The organism is Kribbella sp. NPDC004875 (genome assembly GCF_042873375.1).
Classification (GTDB): Bacteria; Actinomycetota; Actinomycetes; order Propionibacteriales; family Kribbellaceae; genus Kribbella.
In genome coordinates, this window is record NZ_JBIALI010000004.1 from 797,877 (window position 1) to 820,918 (window position 23,042).

Genomic DNA, 23,042 nt, shown 5'->3' on the forward strand with positions numbered 1-23,042 from the left:
GAGGTGAGGTCATGCGTCGATCCGCCCGTGCATCCTTCGTCCTTCTCTGCAGTGCCCTCGTCAGCCTGCTGATGGTGCCGGCCACGGGGGCGGTCGCCGTGCCCGCGCCACCCGGCGCGGGCACGCCTGACTGCCGGGCCTCGGCGCGGTCCACCCAAGCACAACAGGCCCTGCTCTCCCGGGTGGCCGGCACGGTGGCGTCCCACCAGGTGTGCTTCGAGATCAAGCCCAGCACCGACGGCGCCGAACGGTTCACCATCTCGGGCCGGACCGGCCATGTCACGATCAGCGCGACCACGGCCTCGGCGGCGAACCAAGGCGCCGGCTGGTACCTCAAGTACGTCGTCCATGCGGCCGCGAACCTGGGCAACCCGCATCCCGTCGTACCCACACCGATGCCGGCGCCGTCGGAGCCGATCACCCAGACGGCCAACGCGGCGAACCGGTATCTCGGCAACGACACCCACGACGGCTACACCGATCCGTACATGGGCTGGGACCAGTGGCAGTCGATGCTGGACATCTACGCCCTGCACGGCATCAACCAGGTCTACGTTCTCCCGGGGACCGACGCGGTCTATCAGCGAGTGCTGCAGGACTTCGGCTACACCGCGGAGCAGACCCGCGCGTGGATCCCGCTCCCGACCACGCAGCCGTGGTGGGCGATGCAGAACGTGTCCAACTACGGTGCACCGATCTCGCAGGAACTGCTCGATCAGCGAGCGTCCCTGGGACGCCGGATCGCCGATCGCGCCCGGGAACTGGGGATGGTCCCCGTGCTGCCCGGGTTCATCGGAACCGTGCCTACCGACTTCGCCGCCCACGCTCCCGTGGGCACGAAGGTGATCGCGCAGGGAACCTGGTCGGGCCAGCCCAGGCCCGCTTGGCTGGCTCCGACCGACCCGTTCTTCGCTCAGGTCGCCGCGTCGTACTACCGGCACGCCGACGACCTCCTCGGCAAGACCTCGATCTACCGGATGAATCCGCTGCAGGAAGGCGGCTCGTCCGGCGGCATCGCCCAGCAGGACATCACCGCGAGCATCATGTCCGCGCTGCAGGACAACGAAGCCGGCGCCACCTGGATGCAGCTCGGCTGGCAAGGCAACCCCACGACCGCGCAACTGGCCGGCATCAGCGACAAGAGCCGGTTCGTCGTGAGTGACGGCTTGTCCGACGCCTCGCCCTCGTGGGGCCGGGAGGCCGCCTGGCCGAACACGAAGTACCTGTTCGGATCCATCTACGCGTACGGCGGACACACCGTCATGGGCGCGACCGGACAACTCTGGATCGACCGGTACTACGGCCAGTTGAATGCCGCGGGCAACAACATGACCGGGATCGCCGTGATGCCGGAGGGGTTCGAGGACCCGGCGGCGTTCGAGTTGCTCAGCGAACTGCCTTGGCACGCGGAGGCATTCAGCCTGTCGGAGTGGATGCAGGACTTCGCGTACGGACGGTACGGGACGACCGCGGCCGCCAAGGCGTGGGAGATCATCGGAGCGACGGCGTACACCCTGCCGCGTCCGTCATCAGGTACGCACGCGGAGCCTGCCGAGACCCTGTTCGTCGCGCAGCCGAACCTGACTGCGATGAACGCGGACCCGGCCTCACCGAAGCAGCAGCCCTACGACACTGCACGATTCGCCACGGCGTTGCCGCAGCTGCTTCTCGCCGCGCCGACGGTCGTCCAGAAGGGCGCGTACGACTTCGACCTAGCCGACGTCGCGGCCAACATCACCGGGAACACGACGAGGACGCTGCTGCCGAAGATCAATACGGCGTACCTGACCAAGGACAGCGCGGCGTTCCAGGCCCTGACCGCTCGATGGCTGGAGCTGATGGACCTCACCGACGACGTGATGGCGACGGTGCCGTGGTTCATGATGGGCAGCTACGTCGCGAGCGCAACCTCGGCTGCGGGCTCGGACCCGACTGCTCGATCCCAGCTCGCCACGTCACTGCTCTACCTGTGGACCAGCTGGGTGGATCCCGCTGACGGGTACAAGGCAGGCTCGCTGAACAACTACGCCAATCACACGTACAGCGGCCTCCTCAGCGGCTACTACAAGCCGAACTGGCAGGCGTACTTCGACACGCTGACCAGGGCGCTGCGCGACGGGACGGCCCCGGCGCCCATCGACTGGATCGCGCGCGCAAGCACCTTCGTCACGTCCGCGCCGACGTTCGCGACCGCGCCGGCCGGTGACACGGTCAGCGCCGCCACAGCGATCGCGGATGCGCTGTCCCTCTCGCCGCTCGTGGTCACGAACCCCGGTCCGAACGGATGGCTGCCCACCTCTCCAGGAGTCATCGAGGGTCTCGGCGTCCCCGGCGGTGCGGTCACCGTCACCGAGAACGCCGCGAGCGTGTGCTCGGCCACCGTCCGGCCGGACCACACGTGGTCGTGTTCGCCGGCCACGCTGCCCGACGGCCTGCACGACATCGTCGTGAAGGAGTCCTCCTACACCACAACCGTCCGGTTCGTGATCGGGCTGACGCTCGTCGACCACTGGCTGATGGACACCGACGGGACTGTCACGGATGCGGCCCGCGGTGGCTACAACGGCACCGTGCTGGGCGACGCCACCGTGGCACCCGGCAAGGTCGGCGGCGCCCTGCGCTTCACCGGCGGCACCGGAACGGTCACCACGGCGGCTCCCGACCTTCCCGCCCCCTGGTCCGTCGGGGCGTGGGTCAACATCACCGGTGGCTCGAGCAGTATGGCGCTGCTCAACAGCGACACATCGATCGTCAAGATCAACTCGAGCTCGGGCAAAGTGGGAGTGACCCGCCGCAACGTCGCCGACTACACGGTCAACTACGTCGTACCCAAGTCGACGTGGACCTACCTGACGTACGTCGACGACGGCAGCCGCATCACCGTGTATGCGAACGGGTCCGTCGTGGGCACCATGAACACCTCCACACCCCTCGGACGCGCCGCCATCGGCAGCTTCCCCCCGAAGGACTCGACGACCGGCTCGGTCGACGAGGTATCAATCTTCGCCGGCGCCCTCACCGCGGGCCAGGTCCAGAACCTCTACACCTCCGCAACCACAGGAGGAATCAACCCGGGGACCTGAGGTCAGGCCGGAGATCCACTTCCGGCGGATCGGCCGACGCGGTGCTCGGGTTCCGCCGGCGGCTCCGGCCTTGTGGCGGTCTGGTCGGCGAGTTGCCGTCGGAGGTCGTCGACGAGTTGCTGGGCCGCGCGGTGTGCGGTGGTGACCGCGGCGACCCGCTGGTCGGCCGACTGTTTGAGGTCGGCGAGCTGGGCCTGGTGATCGGTACGGAGTTGTTCGCGGTCGGCGCGGTGTTCGGCGCGGAGATTGTCGAGCTCCGCGCGATGCTGGTCGCGGTCCTGGCGTAGCTCGGCACGCAGTTGCTCAGCGGTCTGTTGTGCGCTGCGCCGGTCGGCTTCGGCGGCGACCTGGGCGGCTTGCGCGGCCTCGGCCTCGGCGCGGGCCTGGGGAATCTGCCGGTCGGCGTCAGCCTGAACCTCGCGAACCTGCTGCTCGGCTTCGGCCTGGATCTCGCGAACCCGCTGCTCGGCACCGGCCCGGATCTCACGGATCTGCTGCTCGGCGTCGTTCCGCGCCACGCTGACCTGCTCGGCCGCCTCCTCCCGAGCCGTGATCAGGTCGCGCTGGGCGTCTTCTGCGTGCTCGAGAGCGGCCTGCAGTTCGGCGCGGGCCGTCACCAATTCGCTGACGGCCTGCTGAGCGGCGGCCTCGGCCTCCTCCCGGGCGTCTTCGGCCTCGGCTGCGGCTTGCTCGGCCTGACGCCGGCGATGCTGTTCCTCCGCCAACTGCTGTTCGGCGTCGGCGAGTTGCGCCCGCGACGCAGCCTGGACCTGTTCCACCTCAGCGGCCACTGCCTGCGCGTCGCCGTACGTGCCGAGCGCCACCGCGACCTGCGCGAGCTGCCCTTCGAGGCCTTCCACCAGCCGCGGAAGGTCCGTCTTGATCAGCTGCTCCAGCGTGACCCGTGCGGCGGTGACCGGCCCCGCCGTACTCGGTGCTTCCGGCGCCGCGCTGCCTCTCAGCCGCTGGGTGCCACTGGTGGACCGCTTCGCCGCCGCGTTCTTCGCGGTCCAGGCGTTCGCCTTGTTGTGTACGACGGGCCTCCCATCGGCGCCCGCCTCCTCGAGGCCGCAGTACTTCGCTGGGCGGCCCGGCGTACCGGGGTCGACCTGCTTCGGGTTCGGGCAGGTCACGCCTGGGAACTCGCACATCCCCGGCCGGGTCGTCGATCCCAGGTCAGTCTCGGTCGTCGTCATTCCCGCATCCTAACGGATTTCTGTCTATAAAGTTTTGCGTTGCGTCAATTTGGTTTCGTCATTCTTGACCCAACACAACCATACTGAAGTAGCGCATAATCCCGGTTATGCGCTAGTTTGTATGGATGACGAATCCTGCTGCGGGACCGCTGGTTTTCCGGCCGGTCGAGGCCGCTGTCGAGCTGCCCCGGCCGGATGCGGCAGTGGAGGCCGCGGTACGCCGGACGCTCGGACAGCGACGGCCGCTCGGGAGCGAGACAACGGACGGGCCCGCGCCGCTCGTCGACCGGCTCGATCTGCTCGCCGCCGCGCTCACCCCGGAGCTCACAGCGCTGGTCGTGTTGTGGCTCGGCGGCACCCGGCGCGGCAGCCGTGACACCCGGATCGCCTATGCCGACGACCTGCTGCTCTGGGCCGACTGGGCGCGCCACGATCTCGGCAGGGAACGCTTCGGGCTCGATCTGCACCGTGCCGAAGTCACCATGTGGCTCACCCGCCAGCAGGACGCCGGCGCGGCGGACACGTCGATCTCCCGCAGGCTCTCGACCCTGTCCAGCCTCTACCGCTACGCCGCCAGCTGGGGACTGCCGGCGGTCTCCCCCATCTCCGTCGACGACCACCGGCCCAAGATCGAACGCGGCCGCCGGGCCACCTCCGCCCGCGTCCTCGACGCCGACCAGATCGCGACCATGCTCGCCGCCGCGCACGACGTCCGCGACGCCCTGGTCGTCGGGCTGCTGTTCACCGACGCACTCCGGGTTTCCGGCATCTGCGCGGCCAACGACGGCGACCGTCGCGACCAAGGCCGCCGTACCTGGCTCGAGGTCACTGTGAAAGGCGGCAGCACGAAGCTCGTCCCGCTGCACACGATGGTCGCCGAGCTCCTCGACCTGTACGTCGCCGTTCGCCCACCCTGGACCGGCTCCGGACCGGCACCGCTCATCGCTGACGCCGCCGGCAACCGGTTGGACCGCCACGACGTCACCCGCATGCTGCGCCGCCTGGCTCGCGCCGCCGGCATCCCCCGGCCGGAGAAGGTCACCCCACACTCCCTGCGCGCGTCCGCCGTCACCGACCAGAAACGCCGCGGCCTGGCCGCCGAGGACATCCAGGAACTCACTATCCACGCCGACGTCCGCACCGTCATGATCTACATCGACGACGACGGCCGCAACGAACGCGTCGCCGCCATCACCGACGACCTCGGCCGCGTCATGACCGCCGTACCCCGGCACCTCCGCCGCACGCCCTAGCCTGCAAAGGCGAGGAACTTCTGATAAACACCCGTGTATGAGACTCCGCCCCAGCTCATTTCACCGTTCCCTGGTCGCCGGCGCGCTGGCGCTGACCGCAGTACTGTCCGGTGCTCCGATCGCCCACGCAGCGCCTGACACCGCACCGGCGTTCCGCGGTGGACCGGTCACCGGCTGCCTGGACCAGGCGGTCATCGGCACCGTCGAGGAACAACGCCTGTCCCGAGGTATCGCGGGCGGACCGTCAGTGCCGGCGGAGATCCTCCGCCGGTCCGGGTTCGACCGCCAGGTAGAGCTCTTCAGGCAGCTCCTGTGCCGCGTCCCGAACCGCCAAGCCGCAGCCGCCCTGGTGAGCACCCAAGGCGAAGCCCTCTGGCGTACGGCGACCCACCGCGCCCAGCACCCGCCGCGCGGCGCCGACGCACTGCCCTCCACCGACGACCGCGGCTTGTACTGGGCTCGACTCTCGATGGCCCTCACCATCCGCCAATGGCAACCGGCCTTCAGCCTCGGTACGACGGAACGCGCCACGCTGATCCGTTCGTTCGAATACGCCTCCCGCGGGATCACCAGCACCCGCTTCACACCGGGCGTCCGGAAGGTCCTGGTGACGGGCTTCGACCCGTTCACGCTCGACGCCGACATCCGCATCGGCAACCCCTCGGGCGCCAACGCCCTCACCCTGGACGGCCAACGGTGGACCGCGAACGGAACAACGTACGAGATCCAGACCGTGGTGTTTCCGGTCCGGTACACCGACTTCGACGAGAACATGGTCGAGAACGCGCTCGCCCCGCACTACCGCCCCGGCCCGCAGCACGCGGACCTCGTGATGACGGCCAGCCAGGGCCGCGTCGGCATCTTCGACCTCGAGGTCTTCAACGGACGCCGCCGCTCGGTCAGTTCGATCGGTGACAACAACAACCTGTGGGGCGGCGGCACGATCAGCGCTCCGGTTGTCTCTCCCAGCATGCCGTCCGGGCCCGAGTGGCTGACTTCGAGTCTTCCGCTGGCCCGCATGGCCCAGGCCGACGTGGCACCGTTCCGGACGCGCGTGAACACCTCCGTCCTGGAGATCCCGGCCGGCCAGACGCTCCCTGTCCGGCAGCCTGACGGCCCGACGCCCGGCTCGATCGCCGCCGAAGGCACCGGCGGCGGCTACCTCTCCAATGAAGTTGCCTACCGCAACACTCTCCAGCGCGACCTGCTCGACCCGTCGATGCCGGCCGGCCACCTGCACGTTCCGGTCCTGTCCTTCGACCTGACCAACAAGACCGCGATCACCGACCCGACCTACGAGGCGAATCGCGAGGCGATCGTCGCGGGCGCCCACGCGATCCTCCGAAGCGCACTCAACTGATCAGAAAGCTGATCAGCGTCATGATCAGTTTTCTGAACGCTTTCAGCGGTTGAGCACGTCCACGGTCTCAGCCGGCAGTCCGGTCTCGAAGGAACGGTTCGCGGCGAGGCCGGTGACCAGCGCCCTCGACGCGTTGATGGGGACGGGTAAATGTCGACTCTTCGACATGAAGCTCCGCCCATGATGCCGTCGCAGTTCGACCGGACCTCCATGAACACATTACTGATCACCGTAGTTGGTGGTGATCACTCTGGTAGTCAACGTCCCGATCACCCCGGGGATCGCGACCGCCGCTGGCGGTACGACCCACGTCGTACCGGCGGGTCAGGTCATCCCGCCAAGACGACCGGGAACGCGTCGACGACCGAGTCGACGTAATGGTCCGCGACCGGCGAGTCGGCCGCGAGGTGCCGGCCGATCTGGATCGTCCGCAACCCGGCGGCGATCCCGCCCGCGATGTCGTACGCCGGATGATCGCCCACCATCCACCCGCCGTCGAGGGTCGCCCCGGTCCGTGCCGCCGCCACCTCGAAGATCCGCCGGTCCGGCTTCCGGACGCCGACCGTTCCTGACACGCAGGCGTAGTCCACGGCCGCACCGATCTGCGTGTACTCGAGCTTCAGATCCTGCTGCACGGTGTCCCCGTTGGTCACGACCGCGACCCGCCACCCAGCCGAACGCAACGACGCGATCCCGTCCATCACGTCCGGCTCGACCCAGGTGAACAACGGATGTTCCTCGTTGTACGACGCCACCAGCTCGTCCGCCGGCGTCGCGATCCCGAACCGCTCCCGGGCCAGCTCGAACAGCTCCGCCCGCGGCCGGTACCCACCGTTGTCATGAGCAACCAACCACTCGACCCCGGGCTCCCCCAGCCCGTTCAGGTCCGCCCACCACCGAGCCCACTTCAGAAACGCCCCGTCCCGATCGATCAACGTGTTGTCGAGATCGAAGCACGCCAGCCGCGGAAGATCAGTCACGTCCCCAACCCTCACACAAGCCCACGACCGCGAGCTACAAGGTGCAGTTTCTTGGGGTCGAGAAGGCTGTTCACGCGCACAACATCGTGTTGTGGAACATCCTGCGGTAGCCCGGGCCACGAGGCCCGGGCCAACGGAGGTCAGACGTCGATGCGGTTCTCGTCCAGTTCGTAGGCGCCCTGGACCAGGAACTCCTTGCGCGGGGCGACGTCGTTGCCCATCAGCAGGTCGAAGACCTGGGCCGCGGCCTCGCCGTCGTCGACCGTGATCCGGCGCAGCGTCCGGTGCCGCGGGTCCATGGTGGTTTCGGCCAGCTGGTCGGCGTCCATCTCACCGAGACCCTTGTAACGCTGCGGGGGCTCCTTCCAGCGGACGCCCTTCTTCATCAGCTCGGCCGTCTTCCGCTGGTACTCCGCGTCGCTGTAGGTGTACAGGTACTTGTCCTGCCCCTTCTTCGGGTTCGTCAGCTCGAACCGGTGCAGCGGCGGTACGGCGGTGTAGACCCGCCCCGCTTCCACCAGCGGCCGCATGTACCGGAAGAACAGCGTGGCGAGCAGGCAGCGGATGTGGGCGCCGTCGGAGTCGGCGTCCGCCATGAAGATGATCTTGCCGTACCGCGCCTGCTCGAGGTCGAACGTCCGGCCCGAGCCGGCGCCGACCACCTGGATGATCGAGGCGCACTCGGCGTTCTTCAGCATGTCGCCGACCGACGCCTTCTGCACGTTCAGGATCTTGCCCCGGATCGGCAGCAGCGCCTGGAACTCCGAGCTGCGCGCGAGCTTCGCCGTACCGAGAGCCGAATCACCCTCGACGATGAACAGTTCGGAGCGGTCGACGTCGTTGCTGCGGCAGTCGGCCAGCTTGGACGGCAGCGCCGATGACTCCAGGGCGGTCTTCCGGCGCTGCAGCTCGCGGTGCTGACGAGCGGCGACCCGCGTCCGGGACGCGGCCACCACCTTCTCCAGCACGGCCCGCGCCTGCGCCTTGAACTCGCGCTTGGTCGAGGTCAGGAACGACTCAAGCTCGGTCTGCACGACCTTCGCGACGATTCGCGAGGCCGCCGGCGTCCCGAGGACCTCCTTGGTCTGCCCGTCGAACTGCGGCTCCGCGAGCCGCACCGTGACGACCGCGGTCATCCCCTCGAGGACGTCGTCCTTGATGATCTCCTCGCCGTTCTTCAGCAGCCGGGTGCCGTCGAGGGCGTTGGTGAAGCTCTTCGACAGCGCGCGCTCGAAGCCGGCCACATGCGTGCCGCCCTTCGGTGTGGCCACGATGTTCACGAACGAACGCAGCTCGGTCTCGTACCCATCGCCCCAGCGGACCGCGATGTCGACGTCGAGGTCGCGCTCGACGTCGGTCGGCGTCATGTGGCCGGCGTCGTCGAGCATCGGAACGGTCTCGGTGAAGTGACCGGTGCCCGCCAGGCGGATGACGTCGGTGACCTTCTGGTCGGTGGCGAGGAACTCGGTGAACTCGCTGATCCCGCCGTCGTGCTTGAAGGTCTCCTCGGTGACCTCGTCGCCGCGCTCGTCGCGGATCACCAGCTCGAGGCCCGGCACCAGGAACGACGTCTGCCGCGCCCGGGTGACCAGCTCGTCGTAGTTGAAGGTCGCGTCCTTGGTGAAGATCTGCCGGTCGGCCCAGTAGCGGATCCGGGTGCCGGTGACACCCTTCTTCGCCCGGCCGGCCTTGCGCAGCCCCTTCGACGGCGTGAAGGACGCGTTCGCGCCGTCGCCGTCGAACTCGCCCGCCACGCCACGCCGGAACGAAGTGGTCCAGACCGTGCCGCCACGGTCGACCTCGACGTCCAGCCGCGCGGACAGCGCGTTCACCACCGAGGCGCCGACGCCGTGCAGACCACCGGACGCGTTGTAGGAGCCGCCGCCGAACTTGCCGCCGGCGTGCAGCTTGGTGAAGACGACCTCGACACCGCTGAGCTTCGTCTTCGGCTCGATGTCCACCGGGATGCCGCGGGCGCGGTCCTTCACCTCGACCGAGCCGTCCTTGTAGAGCACGACGTCGATCCGCTCGCCGTGGCCGGCCAGGGCCTCGTCGACGGCGTTGTCGATGATCTCCCACAGGCAGTGCATCAGGCCGCGGCTGTCGGTGGACCCGATGTACATGCCGGGGCGCTTCCGGACCGCCTCCAGACCTTCGAGGACGAGCAGGTTGCGGGCGTTGTACGTCGGGTCGAGCTCGGTACTGCGAGGCGTCGGGGCGGCCACTTGGCTCCTTCACTGGTTCACGCACTTACTACGGACAGAGTATGCGGCCGCACCCCCAAAACGCCGCAGGCAGGCCCGGCGGCCGCATCCGGGCGGGTACCGGAGACACGTGTCGCGTCAGGTATCGATCCGGACTCGATTCGCAGTGGTGTACGACACTCCGGGTCCGAGCACACGGTGACGGTTCCATGGCGCACAGTGAGAGAAGAAGCACCCCGCCTCCGTGGCTCACCAGAAAATCGCCCGTCGACGAAACGATTCCGCGTCAGCAAGCGTCATAGCAATGCAGGTGGTTCGTCTCACATACGGACACGTTGTCCCCACCGGGAAGCGATCCGCATGTCAGGATGTTGCAATCTGGTGAGTACGGAACTAGATGAGATGAGGCCTCAATGACTACAGCACTCGCCCCGAGTTCGGCCCTGTCGGCCGCGGATCGTTGTGACCGCTGCGGTGCGCAGGCCTACGTCCGGGTCACCCTGACCAGCGGTGGGGAGCTGCTCTTCTGCGCCCACCACGGCCGGGAGCACTCGGAGAAGCTGCGCGACATCGCGATCACGATCCACGACGAGACGGGTCGGCTCGAAGCCACCCCCACGATCGCGGAAGACGAGCGGTAAAGCATCAGGCTGTTCCAAACGCGCCAACGGCGGCGCCAAAGTCATCGCAGGCTTCGACGGCGGTTCACTCGGGAGAGTGGACCGCCGTCCCTTCGTGCCTCCGATTCCTTACACAACAGGTACATCAGGCCCGGGACCGTGCCGGCGGAGCTCCCGCCACGCCCGCGCCAAGCGGGTGACCGCATCGTCAAGAACTTGCTCCGAGTAAGCGAACGGCACCCGTAGGTAGTCGTCGTGCTCGCCGGTCGGATCCATCGCCTGACCCGCCACCACCTCGACGCCGTGCCGCAACGCCACCTGGGCGAACACCCGCGCGTCCGTGTCCGGCAGCCGGATCCACAGCGCGGACCCGCCGACCGGCGGCGACCACTCCCACTCCGGCAGCCGTTGCGACAGCAACTCCCCCATCAGCGCCTTGCGCGTGGTCGCGGAACGGGCTCGCGCCGCCGTCAGCTCGCCGAGCCGCGGCAGCAGCCGGGCGGTCAGTGCCTGATCGATCACCGGACTGCCGAGATCGGCCAGCGCCTTGTGCCGCGCCAGCCGCTCCGCCAACGGCCGCGAGGCCCGGATCCAGCCGATCCGCAGTCCGCCCCAGACTGCCTTGGAAACGGATCCGATCGTCAGGACCTCAGTATCGTCCGGCGCGTACGCCGCCAGCGGTGGCGGAATCTCCGGCCCGGACGGATCCCACGCCGAGTACGCGTTGTCCTCCACCACCACAACCCCGTGCCGCGCCGCCAGCTCCGCGACCTGCCGCCGCCGGTTCGCCGACATCAGCCGACCGGTCGGATTGTGGAATGTCGGCATCACGAACAACATCGCCGGCTGATGCGCGGCGAACGCGGCCTCCAGCAGCTCCGGCCGGATCCCGGCATCGTCCAGCGGTACGCCGACCACTCGCCCGCCGGCCGCCCCGAACAGATCGAAACACCCCGGCCAGCTCGGCTGCTCGATCGCGACCGCCGCGCCGTTGCGCAGGTACATCTGTGTCACCAACGCGATCGCCTGATGCGCACCGGTCGTGACCACGATCTCCTCCGCGGACGTCGGCAGACCGGACTCGGTGAAGTGCTCGGCGATCCGCTCCCGCAGCACCGGCAGACCACGCGGGTGGTAACCGACATCGCCGAGCAAGGTCGGCAGATCGCTCGTCGCGAGACCGATCAGCTCCTCCGAGAGCTCGGGCAGGCCGGGATCGACGGCGTACGTGAGGGAGATGACCTCGCCCGGGCCGACCGTGATGCGGTGGAACAGCGATTCGCCGTACCCGGCCGGCATGCGCTTGTCCGCTCGTGAACGTCCACGGCCCGCGGCGCGCGCGACCGTCGTACCACTGCCTCGGCGGCTCTCGACCAGGCCGCGGGCGCGAAGTTCGTCGTACGCCGCGACGACCGTGGAACGACTGATCGCCAGCGATTCGGCCAGCCGCCGCTCGGACGGGAGCCGGGCGCCGACCGGGAGCTCGGCGGAGCCGATCAGCGCGGCGATCTCGTCGGCCAGGCGCCGGTACAGCCCGCCGCCGCGGCCGCTCAACCGATGACCGATCAGGTCGGCCAGGCCCGCGGCGTCCGTAAAACGGTCCACTTCTCCTCTTATTGGCTCGGGTGGACTGCTGCTGCCGCCGCCAGGCTAGTACCGGCAGGCAGTCCAGTTCGAGAAGAAGCGAGTGCTGTATGGGGATCGGTCAGGTACTGGGGTTCACCGGCGCGACGGTGGTGCTGGTCGGGATGCCGGGGCCGAACAACCTCTACATCTCGCTCCGCAGCCTCACGCAGGGCCGTCGCGCGGGCGTGGTGTCCGCGCTGGCAGTCGAGACCGGCACGCTCGTCTACATCGTCGTGACCGCGCTCGGTCTGGCAGCGCTCGTCCAGACCTCCCCGACGCTGTTCACCGCCATCACGGTCGCAGGCGCCCTGTACCTCGGCCTCAAGCTCCTCAAGGCGCCGGCCGCCGAGCAGTCCGACGGGATCCAGGCCGCGCCCCTCGGCCGGGTGTTCCGCGACGGCGTCGTGGTGAACCTGCTCAATCCGAAGGCCGCGCTGTTCTTCCTGGCCTTCCTTCCGCAGTTCACCACGCGCGGCGCCGGCCCGGTCCAGCTCCGTACCGAGATGCTGCTCCTCGGCGCCGGCACCCTGCTGATCGGCCTCACTCTCGACCTCTGTTATGCCGTCGGCGCCGACGCGATCGGGCGCCGCTTCCGCTCCTTCCGGACCACGAACCGCCGGCGCACCGTCGTGGTCGCGGCGATCTACTTGGCGTTGTCCGCGTTCGCCTTGGTCACCGCGCTCTGAGGCGCTTCCAGGACGGTCAGCTCGCCGTCCTGCAGCCGCACGGACAGCGTCTCGCCGCCAACCTGCAGGCCGCGGATCTCGAGCATCTTCCACGGCACCGACGCCGCCGGGTTCAGCACCAGCGTCCCACCGGGTACGTCGGGCTCGATCCCGAGCGCCGCGACCAGCACCGCCACAGCGGACGCCGCGGCCCACGCCTGCGGCCGGCACGACAGCGGGTACGGCGTCGGCGTACTCTCCGCGCCCGTCCCACGACCGCCGTACAGCTCGGGCAGCCGGTAGCCGAACGCCTCCGCGGCCCGGATCAGACCCTCGACGTACGACGAGGCGACCTCGGACTCGCCGGTCGCGAACAGACCCTGCACCGTCATCGCGGTGTCGTGCGGCCAGACGCTGCCGGTGTGGTAGCCGAGCGGGTTGAAGCGGGTCATTGCCGTGGACAACGTTCGGAGGCCGAAGCCGCTGTTCAGGTCGGCGCCGGCCAGCACCTCGGCGACCGTCTCCTCCTCGTCGGCGTCGAGCAACCCGGTGCCGAGCAGGTGGCCCATGTTCGAGGCGCGGCCGGCGACCGGGTTCTTCGCACCGTCCAGCGCGATCGCCGGGTAGCCGTCGACCCAGAACGTCTTCCGGAACCGCTCCTGCAGCGCGGCCGCCCACTCCCGCCACTCGTCACCGGACTCACCGTGCGCCTCGAGCAACTCGGCGCCCTGCACGGCGGCCGCGTAGGCGTAGCCCTGCACCTCGCAGAGCGCGATCGGTGCCGTCGCGAGCGTGCCGTCGGGCCATTGCACGGCGTCGTTGGAGTCCTTCCAGCCCTGGTTGGCGAGGCCGTGGCCCGACTCGTCGACGTACTCGAGGAAGCCGTCGCCGTCCGGGTCGGCGTACTCCTTCATCCAGGACAGGGCGCGCTGCAGGTTCGGGAGGAGCGCACGCACCTCGTCGGCCGGCATGCCCCAGCGCCAGGCCTTGTGCAACGTGGTGATCCAGAGCTGGGTCGCGTCGTGCGTTCCGTAGTACGCGGCCGGGAGGACCAGACCGCCACCGTGGTCGGCGACCTCGGCGCGCAACTCGTGCGGGATCTTGCCCGGCTGCTCGGCCGACTCGCCGTCGACCTTCGTGCCCTGCCACGCGGCCAGCGCGCGCAGCGTGCCCGCGGCCAGGCCCGGATCGACCGGGATCAGCATGCCCGACGAGATCAGCGAGTCGCGGCCGAAGAGCGTCAGGTACCACGGCGGTCCGGCGCCGAGGTACCGGTCATCGCCGGCCGCGAGTTGCAGAGCGAGAACGTCCTGGAGCGAACGGTCGAACCAGCGCTCGACCCGCTTGTCGTCGCACGACACGCTGACGTCGTACGGCGTGCGCTCGGCGGGCGGCTCGATCGCGAAGCCGGTCGTCGACGCCGGGAACTCAGCCGACACGTGCAGCGTCAGCGTGAACTCCTCCCCCGGCTCGAGCCGCGGTGATGCCGACACGCCCGGGTTCGCCGTGACCACGACCCGCGTGCCGGCGCTCTCCCACCGGGTACGGCCGGGACCGTCCGGGAGCGGCGCGAGTTGCGGCAGGCCGGCCGCCGCGCCGCTGCGGACCGCCGCGGTCCCCGCGAGGTCGGTGCCCAGGGCAACTTCCAGCCGGCACTCGATCGCCGACCGGGACCGGTTCACCAGCGTGATCTGCTCGGTAAGGCCGTCGGAGGCGACCGTGCGCGTCCGGTACAGCATCACGGTCGGGTCGTGCCGGGTGTCGCCCAGTCCCTCCACCGTCGCGACGTACTGGTGGGTGGCCGCGTCGCGCTCGTCGACGTGGACCGGGGCCGGTTCGCGGCCGTCGACCGTGACGACGAGCCGGGACAGGATCCGGCGGTCCCGCGCGTACACCCCCTCGGCGCCGGAGCCGGTGAGCTGACCGGAGCGCGGCGACAGAGCGACCCACGGGGCGGCGAGAGCAGTGACTAGTTCGTGCAATTGCGGCATAGCCCCACCCTAAAAGGTCCCGGTGTGCGAGAGAGTGTCGGTGTGGAGACTGGAGTGACCGTACTCGCCGGCGTGGCGATCTTCGTCGGCATCATCGGGATCGTCGTGCCGATCCTGCCCGGGGCGATCCTCAGCCTCGCCGCGATCCTGGTCTGGGCGATCGCGGTGCACAGTGCGTCCGGCTGGATCGTGTTCGCGATCTGCGGAGTGCTGATCGGTGCGAGTCAGGTGGTGAAGTACGTCGTACCGGAGCGGCGGCTGCGCGATGCCGGCGTACCCCGGCGGTCGATGTTCGCCGGGGTCGTGCTCGGGATCGCCGGGTTCTTCCTGATCCCGGTGGTGGGCATGTTCATCGGGTTCCCGATCGGTGTCTACCTGTCCGAGGCGCAGCGGCTGCGGACCCACGCGGACGCGTGGAGGTCGACCAAGCACGCGCTGCGCGAGACCGGCGTGTCGATCCTGATCGAGCTGATCGGCACGTCACTGGCCGCCGGCGTCTGGCTGGGTGCGGTGCTGTTCGTCGTCTGATTGCCGGCGATTTCCGCGCACCTGCGGTGGCGTGCGCGTTCTTAGGTGATTGCCAGCTTGTTCTTATCTGGACCGAAGCTTCGTGCCAGCTGCATACGGCACTGTGGGAACACCGAGTGCAGGGGCACCTCCCGGCACGCAGTACGGAAGGCGCAGCAGGATGAAGCTCTCACAGAAGCGCTGGCGGCTGATCGGCACGCTGGCCGCGGTCGCGGCGACGACCACCGCCGGCGGCGTCGCGTGGGCGGCGACCAACGCGGACCCGACGCCGTCACCGTCGGCCTCGCCGTCCAGCCCGTCGACGCCCGGGCAGCAGAAGCCGGACGGGCCGGGCCGGGGTGGCTTCGGGCCGCGGGGCGAGTTCGGATTCGGCGGGGCGCTGCACGGCGAGTTCGTCGTACCGAAGGACGGCGGTGGGTACCAGACAGTCGCGACGCAGCGTGGCAAGGTGACCGCGGTCAGCAAGAACTCGATCACGGTGCAGAGCGACGACGGGTACAGCCGGACGTACAAGGTCGTGGCGGAGACCCTGGTGAACTCGGCCCGCGACGGCATCTCGTCGATCAAGAACGGCAGTACCGTCAGGGTCAGCGCGGTGGTGGCGGACAACACGGCGACCGCGACGACGATCAACGACGGCTCCGCCCGGGATGCGGCCGGCCAGAAGTGGGGCTTCAAGCACGGGCCGCGCTGAGCCCGGGTTGACCCAGCCGGGGTGCGGCCGGCTCACAGGTGATTGCCAGGAACCTTCCAGGGTTCCCTGGGGATCCTTCGGCACACTGTCACCATGAGTCCGCATCTGCTGGTTGTCGACGACGAGCCGAACATCGTCGAGCTGCTGTCCGCGAGTCTGCGTTTCGCCGGGTACGACGTGTCCACGGCGACCCACGGCGCCGAGGCGCTGCGCAAGGCCCGGGACGTGGAGCCCGATCTGGTGGTCCTCGACGTGATGATGCCCGGACTGGACGGTTTCGAGGTGGTACGCCGGCTGCGCGGTGAGGATCGGCATGTGCCGGTGCTGTTCCTCACCGCCCGGGACGCGGTCGAGGACAAGGTGCTCGGGCTGCAGACCGGTGGGGACGACTACGTCACCAAGCCGTTCAGTCTGGACGAGTTGGTGGCCCGTGTCCGCGCCCTGCTTCGCCGGTCGGGTCACCGCGAGCAGGCCGAGACCGAGGCCGCCGTACTGCGCTATGCGGACCTGGAGCTCAACGAGGACAGCTACGAGGTGTTCAAGGGCGGTCAGGCGGTGCAGCTGTCGCTGACCGAGTTCAAGCTGCTGCGGTGCCTGCTGGAGAACGCGGAGCGGGTGATGTCGAAGGGGCAGATCCTCTCCGCCGTCTGGAACTACGACTTCGCCGGCGACGCGGGCGTGGTGGAGTCGTACATGTCGTACCTGCGCCGTAAGGTCGACACCGGCGACCAGAAGCTGCTCCACACCGTCCGCGGGGTCGGCTACGTCCTGCGCACCCCGCGAGGGCCCAACTGATGCAACTGAGCCACCGGCGGTTCGCCGACCGGTACCCGCTGCGTGTCACGATCGTCGTGGTCCTGCTGGCGCTCGTCGCGCTCGCGCTGGCCGCGTCCGGCGTACTCGCGACCACGATCATGCGTGGCTATCTGATCGACCGGGTCGACCAGCAACTCCAGCAGGCCGCGATGCAGCTGACCCACATCCGCGCCGACCGGCGCCCGCTGCCGCCCGACTCCGGCCCGCCGGGTCGTCGGCAGCTGCCGAGTGAGTTCGTGGTGCAGTTCAGCAACTCCGAAGGAGCCAGCGACAACGGTCCGGTCGGGTCACGCCTCGCCGAGGCCGAGCCGCTCCCGAAGCTGCCGACGCTGAACCTCAACCAGGTGCGGGCGCTCAACGGGCAGCCGTTCAACGTCGACGCGCAGTCCGGCGGCGCGACGTGGCGGGTGCTTGCGGTGCCCACCGAGGACGAAGCCGGGTCGGTGATGGTCGCGCAGAGTCTCAAGGACATTGACCACACCATTCAACGGCTGGTCGGTGTCCAGGCCGCGGCCGGCGTGATCCTGCTGGTACTACTGGCCGGCGTCGGGACTTACGTCGTACGGCGAAGTCTGCGCGGACTCGAGGACGTCGAGCACACGGCCGTCGCGATCGCCGGCGGGGACCTGAGCCGGCGGGTGCCGCAGCGCGACCCACGGACCGAGGTCGGGCGGTTGTCGCTGGCGCTGAACCAGATGCTCGGTCAGATCGAGAACGCCTTCGAACAGCGGACCGCGTCCGAGTTCGCGGCGCGTCGATCGGAGGACGCGGCGCGGCGATCCGAGGAGGCGGCGTTGCAGTCCGAGGACCGGATGCGGCGCTTCGTGGCGGACGCGTCGCATGAACTGCGGACGCCGCTGACGTCGATCCGGGGGTTTGCGGAGCTCGCTCGTCAGCGCGGAGACGTCACGGACACCGACACGATGCGTCGGATCGAGGACGAGGCGAAGCGGATGGGGCTGCTCGTTGACGACCTGCTGCTGCTGGCGCGGTTGGACCAGCAGCGTCCGTTGCGGATGGAGTCCGTCGACCTGCTGCCGATAGCGGCTGATGCTCTGCACAATGCACAGGCTGTGCAGCCTGAGCGTCATATCTCGCTGACGATCCTGCCCGACTCGCAGGCACCGGTCGTTTCGGGTGACGAGGCGCGGCTGCGGCAGGTGCTGGGGAATCTTGTGAGCAACGCGCTCCACTACACGCCTGTCGATGCGCCGATCACGGTGTCGGTGGGGACGCGCGGCTCCGAGGCGATCCTCGAGGTCAGCGACACCGGGCCGGGATTGTCGGACGAGCAGAAGGCCCGCGTCTTCGAACGCTTCTACCGAGTAGACACCGCCCGAACCCGCTCCACCGGCGGCTCCGGCCTCGGCCTGTCCATCGTCGCCGCCCTCGTAGCCGCCCACAAAGGCCGTGTAACCACCAGCGACACCGAACCCCACGGTGCGACGTTCACCGTCCACCTACCCCTCAGCACCTAGCTCCCCGCTCGCCCGCTGCAGAGCCGGGGAGGATTTCCTGCCCGATCGGGCACACGATCCTCCCCACGCCTCCCTGGATCAGGATTCCCTGGGAGATGATGTGCGGATGCGGTTCTTGGTTTCTGTTATTGATGACAAGGCCGATCCGGGGAGCATGGATCGGCAGCCGGTGATCAGTGAGTTCAATGAGCGGCTGATCGCGGACGGGTACTGGGTTTTCGCGGGCGGGCTCGCCGATACCGACGCCGCCACGGTGGTCGACAACCGGGGTGACCAGGCGTTGTTCAGTGACGGGCCGTTCGTGGAGTCGAAGGAGTACCTTGCGGGCGTCTGGGTGTGGGAGGCGCCGGATATGGAGACGGCGGTCCGGCTTGCGACCGAGGCGTCCAAGGTCTGCGATCGGAAGATCGAAGTGCGGCCGTTCCTGTGAGCTAGTGCCGCGTCAACCAACGTCGAGGTTGTCATCGTTTGAGTGGTTCACCCCTAAGGTGGTCCGTTTGCCACCTGCATGCAGCATGTCAACGGGCCACCCCGAGGGTGAACCACTCAAACGCTCGCCCCGGAAAGTCCTGTTCTGACAGCGCCGGTTACGATCCGAACGTTACTTGTGCGGCACTAGTGTCCGGAGGGGCGTTCGGCGGCGGCGACGTACGTCGCGGGTAGATGGCCGGCGTGCGTGAACCCGGCGTACATCTGGGGAACCTGGGACTCCCGGAGAGCGACCACGACGAGACCTGCCTCGAGGAATGCGGAGATGACGTCGCCGAGGTTCCAGACGAAGGCTTTGTGCGGGCGCCATTCCAGACCGAGTTCTTTGACGACCTGTGGCTCCTTGGCGAGGTCGCGTGGGCCAATCCACTCCTGCTCGAAATAGCTCGCGGACAGCGTCAGCTGGTCGGGTCCGGTGACCGACAGCACCTCCCATACAGGATGGTGCTCGGCGATGACCAGGCGGCCTCCCGGAGTGAGCCGGGTCGCCATGTCCGCGACCCACGCCCGCAGGTCCGGCACCCAACACAGCCCGCCCCACGAGATGTAGATCGTGTCGAACCCGGTCAGGTCGGCGCGCAGAGCCGTCATGTCCCCCACCTGGAACTCGACGTCGATGCCGAGTTCCGCGGCCTTCGCCCGGCCGGTTTCGACGTGGCTGGGGGCGATGTCGACCGCGACCGCCCTCGCTCCCTGCAGCGCCAGGCTCAGCGCGGCGTCGCCCACCGACGCTGCGACATGGAGAAACCTTCGCCCGTCCACCGGACCGATGACCGCGAGTTCCTCGGGACTGACGACCTCGCCGCCCGACTGCAGGTACTCGACCGTCACGCCGCGACGATGTGCGGCCATGGCTTCCCAGTAGTCGCCGTTCTGACGGGTGATGTCCTCCACGACGCAAGTGAAACAGCCACCCGGCGCCGCGGCGACCGAATAACGGCGGCTAGTGTCTTGAGTCGGAAGTTGGGCGAGAGATTTCGGTGGTCAGGTGCGTGCATCGCGGTGCGTGGTCAGTGGCCTCGATGCGGAGCATCGTGGGCGCTGGGCACGTGCCGTGAGGTGCGTGCCTGGGCGCCGAAAGCGCCGTCGAACTTCCGACTCAAGACACTAGAACTCGGGGAACGAGCGGGTCGCCGATTCGCCGTGTTCCAGGACTTCGGCGGCCGGCCCGAGGATCTTGGGGTCGGGCCGGCCGACCAGTTCCACGTCCTTGTCGGTGTAGTCGTAGAGGCTGAGCACATGGCGCATCGCCTCGAGACGGGCGCGCTTCTTGTCGTTGCTCTTGACCACGGTCCAGGGGGCGTACGACGTGTCGGTGTAGTGGAACATCGCCTCCTTGGCCTCCGTGTAGGCCTGCCACTTGTCGAGTGAGGCGAGGTCGGTCGGTGAGAGTTTCCACTGCCGGACCGGGTCGATCTGACGGATCGTGAAGCGGGTCTGCTGCTCGGCCTGGGACACCGAGAACCACAGCTTCACCAGCAGGATCCCGGAGCGGACCAGCATCCGCTCGAAGTCGGGCGCCTGCCGCATGAACTCCTCGTACTGGTCCTGGGTGCAGTACCCCATCACGTGCTCGACGCAGGCCCGGTTGTACCAGGAGCGGTCGAACAGCGTCATCTCGCCGGCGGCCGGCAAGTGGGCGACGTACCGCTGGAAGTACCACTGGGTCTGCTCACGCTCGGTCGGCTTCTCGAGGGCGACGATGCTCGCGCCGCGCGGGTTCAGGTGCTCCATGAACCGCTTGATCGTGCCGCCCTTACCTGCCGCGTCGCGGCCCTCGAACACGATCACGAGGCGTTGCTTCGAGCGCTTCACCCAGTACTGCAGCTTCAGCAGTTCGATCTGCAGCAGGCGCTTCTCCCGGTCGTAGATCTCGCGCGGCAGGCGTTCGGCGTACGGATAGCCCTCACGCCAGGTGTCGACCGGCGTACCGTCGGCCTGCAACAGCACCGGGTCGTCGTCCTCTTCGTCCAGCACGCGGAAGCCGAGCTCCTGGACCAGATCTGGGGTGTTCATAGGCCCAAGACTCAGCTCCCATGGTGACGTCGAGGTGAACAGGTCAGCGCCGGCGGAGCTTGACTGTGCAGTCGCGCCGGTTGATCAACTCACCGTCGCGCATCACCTGCGCGCGGTCGTGTACGCGACTGACCAAAGTTTCCCACTCGCCGGCGGCCGGCGCGAGGCTCTCGATCACCTCGTCCGGCGTCGGGAAGTGGACGTCGGGGTGCGGGTTGTGCTCCCCCGGCGGAAACCCCATGTGGCCTTCGATCAGCAGTACGCCGTCCTGCGCCACGACGTCGGCCGCCTGACGCAGAATGGCGTCCCGCGGCAGCTCCGTCTTCGAGTGCAGGAACTGCACCGACACCAGATCGAACGAGCCCTCCGGGAACGACTGCCCGAGCTCGTGCTGCTGCCAGTCGATCCGATCCTCGACCCCGGCGTCTTTGGCGTGCTGCGCCGCCCGGCCCAGCGCGACCGACGAGATGTCGACCGCTGTCACCGTCCAGCCCTGCTGCGCGAGCCAGATCGCGTCCGCGCCTTCGCCGCAGCCGAGGTCGAGTGCGCGGCCGGGGGTCAGGTCCGACACCTCGTCCACGAGGACCACGTTCGGCCGGCCGCTCCAGATCTGGTCGTGTTCGGCATAGAAGGAGTTCCACCAGTCCTCGGAGAGCTGCTCTGTCGTCATGCCCCGATGATGTGCCGATCGTTGACGATCGGGCAAGAAACCTTGCTGGTCCGGCAAATCACCGATCTCGCACAGGCAACGGCTCTGCCTTCCCGACGACGAACGCGTACGTCAGCGCACCGACCACCGCCACCGCGCCGGCGACCGCGAACGACGGTAGGTACGACCCGTGGTACATGTCGAGCAGGAGGCCGAAGACGTACGGGCTGATGATGCCCGCGATGTTCGACGCGAAGTTCTGGATTCCGCCGATCGAGGCGACGTGCCGGGACGAGGGCGCCACGTCGCCCGGCAGGGACCAGATTCCCGTGGCCGCGATCGCCAGGCTCGCGTACGAGATCGCCAGGAACAGCAGCGCGACGTACACCGACTTGGCCGGCGCCGCGAACACGATCGCCGCGCCGCCGAGCAGGCCGCCGACCATCACCGTCTTGCGGACCCGCGTCACGTCAGCCCCCGCCCGGATCCGGCGGTCGGCGACGATGCCCGCGATCCAGCCGCCGGCGATCGCGGTGATGCCCGGCAGTGTGCCGAGCGTCCCGAGCTCGGCCAGGTCAAGACCGCGGGCGTCCTTCAGGTACGACGGGAACCAGGTGAGGAAGAAGTAGATGACGAAGTTCAGGCAGAAGAAGCCCAACATCATCCCGCGCACCGTCCGGTACCGGAACAGGTCCCGCCAACGCACCTGCGCGGCCGCCTCGGTGTCGTTGTCCTCGAGGCGCGCGCCGTTCGACGCGATGTACTCGCGCTCCTCCGCGTTCGCGTGCTTGTGTTCCATCGGATCGCGGTAGTACCAGTACCAAACCGCCGCCAGCATGATCCCGAGCACACCGAGTACGACGAACGAGAAGTGCCAGCTCACCAGCGCGATCAGCCCGGTGACGACCGGCAGCGACAACACGGTCCCGACCCGCGACCCCGAGTCGATCACCGCACTCGCGAACGCCCGCTCGTGGGCCGGGAACCACCGCGACGCCGCCTTGGTAGCACTCGGGTACGCCGGTGCCTCGCCCGCGCCGAGCGCGAACCGGAACGCGAACAGCGACCAGAACCCGCGGGCGAGCGGGGTCAACGCGGTCACCACACTCCACCACACCGCGGCGAACGTGAACGCCTTGCGCGAGCCGACCTTGTCCGCGAACCAGCCGGCGGCCAGCATCGCCCCGTCGTACGCCCAGAAGAAGGCGCCGAGGATCAGACCCTTCTCGGCATTGCTCAGCTCCAGGTGCAGGTCGTCCTGGATGAAGGGCAGCGCGACGCTCAGATTCGCGCGGTCCAGGTAATTCAGTGAGAGTCCGACGAAGGCCAGCCCTAGGATCAGGTACCTCGTCCGGCTCGCTCCGGGTGGTGCTTTCACAGTGGTGGCGGTCACT

The 23,042-nt window shown here is 68.6% G+C and carries 20 protein-coding genes; 10 read left to right on the plus strand and 10 right to left on the minus strand.

All coding sequences use genetic code 11. The features are described 5' to 3' along the window. Nucleotides 1–11 precede the first annotated feature (11 nt). Nucleotides 12–3,083 carry an alpha-N-acetylglucosaminidase TIM-barrel domain-containing protein gene (locus tag ACFYRH_RS26055; protein WP_387780441.1) on the plus strand — a complete coding sequence of 1,024 codons (3,072 nt, stop codon included), beginning with the start codon at nt 12–14 and terminating at the stop codon, nt 3,081–3,083. Nucleotides 3,084–3,085: 2 nt separating this feature from the next. On the opposite strand, the gene ACFYRH_RS26060 is transcribed toward ACFYRH_RS26055, so the two are convergent. Next, complete coding sequence (locus ACFYRH_RS26060) at nt 3,086–4,279, minus strand: hypothetical protein (RefSeq protein WP_387780444.1); 1,194 nt, start codon at nt 4,277–4,279, stop codon at nt 3,086–3,088. Between the two features lie 125 nt (nt 4,280–4,404). Here ACFYRH_RS26060 and ACFYRH_RS26065 point away from each other — a divergent pair, with 125 nt between their 5' ends. Both ACFYRH_RS26065 and ACFYRH_RS26070 read left to right on the plus strand, forming a co-directional pair. Beyond that, entirely contained in the window at nt 4,405–5,532 is a 1,128-nt protein-coding gene (locus ACFYRH_RS26065; RefSeq protein WP_387780447.1) for a tyrosine-type recombinase/integrase, read from the plus strand. A gap of 37 nt (nt 5,533–5,569) precedes the next feature. Beyond that, the gene (locus ACFYRH_RS26070; protein WP_387780450.1) at nt 5,570–6,892 is read left to right on the plus strand and encodes a hypothetical protein; all 1,323 of its coding nucleotides are present in this window, start codon (nt 5,570–5,572) and stop codon (nt 6,890–6,892) included. Nucleotides 6,893–6,934: 42 nt separating this feature from the next. Here ACFYRH_RS26070 and ACFYRH_RS26075 read toward each other — a convergent pair whose 3' ends face one another. From ACFYRH_RS26075 to ACFYRH_RS26085, 3 genes are all read right to left on the minus strand, one after another. Then, entirely contained in the window at nt 6,935–7,060 is a 126-nt protein-coding gene (locus tag ACFYRH_RS26075) for a hypothetical protein (RefSeq protein WP_387780453.1), read from the minus strand. A gap of 161 nt (nt 7,061–7,221) precedes the next feature. Beyond that, nucleotides 7,222–7,872, minus strand: coding sequence for an HAD family hydrolase (locus ACFYRH_RS26080; protein ID WP_387780456.1), 651 nt, complete (start codon nt 7,870–7,872; stop codon nt 7,222–7,224). Nucleotides 7,873–8,012: 140 nt separating this feature from the next. Further along, nucleotides 8,013–10,097 carry a type IIA DNA topoisomerase subunit B gene (locus tag ACFYRH_RS26085; RefSeq protein ID WP_387780459.1) on the minus strand — a complete coding sequence of 695 codons (2,085 nt, stop codon included), beginning with the start codon at nt 10,095–10,097 and terminating at the stop codon, nt 8,013–8,015. Between the two features lie 392 nt (nt 10,098–10,489). On the opposite strand from ACFYRH_RS26085, the gene ACFYRH_RS26090 reads away from it, so the two are divergent. Continuing rightward, nucleotides 10,490–10,717 carry a hypothetical protein gene (locus ACFYRH_RS26090; protein WP_387780462.1) on the plus strand — a complete coding sequence of 76 codons (228 nt, stop codon included), beginning with the start codon at nt 10,490–10,492 and terminating at the stop codon, nt 10,715–10,717. 108 nt (nt 10,718–10,825) lie between these two features. Here ACFYRH_RS26090 and ACFYRH_RS26095 read toward each other — a convergent pair whose 3' ends face one another. After that, complete coding sequence (locus ACFYRH_RS26095) at nt 10,826–12,301, minus strand: PLP-dependent aminotransferase family protein (RefSeq protein ID WP_387780465.1); 1,476 nt, start codon at nt 12,299–12,301, stop codon at nt 10,826–10,828. Nucleotides 12,302–12,390: 89 nt separating this feature from the next. Here ACFYRH_RS26095 and ACFYRH_RS26100 point away from each other — a divergent pair, with 89 nt between their 5' ends. Continuing rightward, nucleotides 12,391–13,008, plus strand: a complete 618-nt coding sequence (locus ACFYRH_RS26100) for a LysE family translocator (protein WP_387780468.1) — start codon at nt 12,391–12,393, stop codon at nt 13,006–13,008. Here the strand turns inward: ACFYRH_RS26100 and ACFYRH_RS26105 are convergent. Then, nucleotides 12,966–14,978: a glycogen debranching N-terminal domain-containing protein gene (locus ACFYRH_RS26105; RefSeq protein ID WP_387780471.1), complete on the minus strand. Its 2,013-nt coding sequence runs from the start codon at nt 14,976–14,978 to the stop codon at nt 12,966–12,968. The two genes, ACFYRH_RS26100 and ACFYRH_RS26105, sit on opposite strands and share 43 nt — an antisense overlap. Nucleotides 14,979–15,020: 42 nt before the next feature. Here ACFYRH_RS26105 and ACFYRH_RS26110 point away from each other — a divergent pair, with 42 nt between their 5' ends. The 5 genes from ACFYRH_RS26110 (at nt 15,021) to ACFYRH_RS26130 (ending at nt 18,924) form a co-directional block, all read left to right on the plus strand. Beyond that, nucleotides 15,021–15,506 carry a DUF456 domain-containing protein gene (locus ACFYRH_RS26110; protein WP_387780474.1) on the plus strand — a complete coding sequence of 162 codons (486 nt, stop codon included), beginning with the start codon at nt 15,021–15,023 and terminating at the stop codon, nt 15,504–15,506. A gap of 160 nt (nt 15,507–15,666) precedes the next feature. Beyond that, nucleotides 15,667–16,200: a hypothetical protein gene (locus ACFYRH_RS26115; RefSeq protein WP_387780477.1), complete on the plus strand. Its 534-nt coding sequence runs from the start codon at nt 15,667–15,669 to the stop codon at nt 16,198–16,200. Between the two features lie 93 nt (nt 16,201–16,293). Further along, nucleotides 16,294–16,995 carry a response regulator transcription factor gene (locus tag ACFYRH_RS26120; RefSeq protein ID WP_387780480.1) on the plus strand — a complete coding sequence of 234 codons (702 nt, stop codon included), beginning with the start codon at nt 16,294–16,296 and terminating at the stop codon, nt 16,993–16,995. Then, entirely contained in the window at nt 16,995–18,494 is a 1,500-nt protein-coding gene (locus ACFYRH_RS26125; protein WP_387780483.1) for a sensor histidine kinase, read from the plus strand. Before ACFYRH_RS26120 ends, ACFYRH_RS26125 begins: the two co-directional genes overlap by 1 nt. 106 nt (nt 18,495–18,600) lie before the next feature. After that, complete coding sequence (locus ACFYRH_RS26130) at nt 18,601–18,924, plus strand: YciI family protein (RefSeq protein WP_387780684.1); 324 nt, start codon at nt 18,601–18,603, stop codon at nt 18,922–18,924. A gap of 185 nt (nt 18,925–19,109) precedes the next feature. On the opposite strand, the gene ACFYRH_RS26135 is transcribed toward ACFYRH_RS26130, so the two are convergent. From ACFYRH_RS26135 to ACFYRH_RS26150, 4 genes are all read right to left on the minus strand, one after another. Continuing rightward, on the minus strand, nt 19,110–19,877 hold the full coding sequence (locus ACFYRH_RS26135; RefSeq protein WP_387780485.1) for a class I SAM-dependent methyltransferase: 768 nt from the start codon (nt 19,875–19,877) through the stop codon (nt 19,110–19,112). Nucleotides 19,878–20,090: 213 nt separating this feature from the next. After that, nucleotides 20,091–20,999: a polyphosphate kinase 2 gene (gene ppk2, locus ACFYRH_RS26140; RefSeq protein ID WP_387780488.1), complete on the minus strand. Its 909-nt coding sequence runs from the start codon at nt 20,997–20,999 to the stop codon at nt 20,091–20,093. Nucleotides 21,000–21,042: 43 nt separating this feature from the next. Then, a complete protein-coding gene (locus tag ACFYRH_RS26145) occupies nt 21,043–21,669 on the minus strand; it encodes a class I SAM-dependent methyltransferase (RefSeq protein WP_387780491.1) in 627 nt (208 codons plus the stop codon). Nucleotides 21,670–21,727: 58 nt separating this feature from the next. Further along, nucleotides 21,728–23,041 (minus strand): MFS transporter, encoded by a 1,314-nt coding sequence (locus tag ACFYRH_RS26150; protein ID WP_387780494.1) that lies wholly within the window; start codon nt 23,039–23,041, stop codon nt 21,728–21,730. Nucleotide 23,042 lies beyond the last annotated feature (1 nt).

Coding starts and splice junctions, on each gene's coding strand:
- ACFYRH_RS26055 (WP_387780441.1), top strand. CDS start 12: ATGCGTCGATCCGCCCGTGCATCCTTCGTCCTTCTCTGCAGTGCCCTC.
- ACFYRH_RS26060 (WP_387780444.1), bottom strand. CDS start 4,279: ATGACGACGACCGAGACTGACCTGGGATCGACGACCCGGCCGGGGATG.
- ACFYRH_RS26065 (WP_387780447.1), top strand. CDS start 4,405: ATGACGAATCCTGCTGCGGGACCGCTGGTTTTCCGGCCGGTCGAGGCC.
- ACFYRH_RS26070 (WP_387780450.1), top strand. CDS start 5,570: ATGAGACTCCGCCCCAGCTCATTTCACCGTTCCCTGGTCGCCGGCGCG.
- ACFYRH_RS26075 (WP_387780453.1), bottom strand. CDS start 7,060: ATGTCGAAGAGTCGACATTTACCCGTCCCCATCAACGCGTCGAGGGCG.
- ACFYRH_RS26090 (WP_387780462.1), top strand. CDS start 10,490: ATGACTACAGCACTCGCCCCGAGTTCGGCCCTGTCGGCCGCGGATCGT.
- ACFYRH_RS26100 (WP_387780468.1), top strand. CDS start 12,391: ATGGGGATCGGTCAGGTACTGGGGTTCACCGGCGCGACGGTGGTGCTG.
- ACFYRH_RS26105 (WP_387780471.1), bottom strand. CDS start 14,978: ATGCCGCAATTGCACGAACTAGTCACTGCTCTCGCCGCCCCGTGGGTC.
- ACFYRH_RS26115 (WP_387780477.1), top strand. CDS start 15,667: ATGAAGCTCTCACAGAAGCGCTGGCGGCTGATCGGCACGCTGGCCGCG.
- ACFYRH_RS26120 (WP_387780480.1), top strand. CDS start 16,294: ATGAGTCCGCATCTGCTGGTTGTCGACGACGAGCCGAACATCGTCGAG.
- ACFYRH_RS26125 (WP_387780483.1), top strand. CDS start 16,995: ATGCAACTGAGCCACCGGCGGTTCGCCGACCGGTACCCGCTGCGTGTC.
- ACFYRH_RS26130 (WP_387780684.1), top strand. CDS start 18,601: ATGCGGTTCTTGGTTTCTGTTATTGATGACAAGGCCGATCCGGGGAGC.
- ppk2 (WP_387780488.1), bottom strand. CDS start 20,999: ATGAACACCCCAGATCTGGTCCAGGAGCTCGGCTTCCGCGTGCTGGAC.
- ACFYRH_RS26145 (WP_387780491.1), bottom strand. CDS start 21,669: ATGACGACAGAGCAGCTCTCCGAGGACTGGTGGAACTCCTTCTATGCC.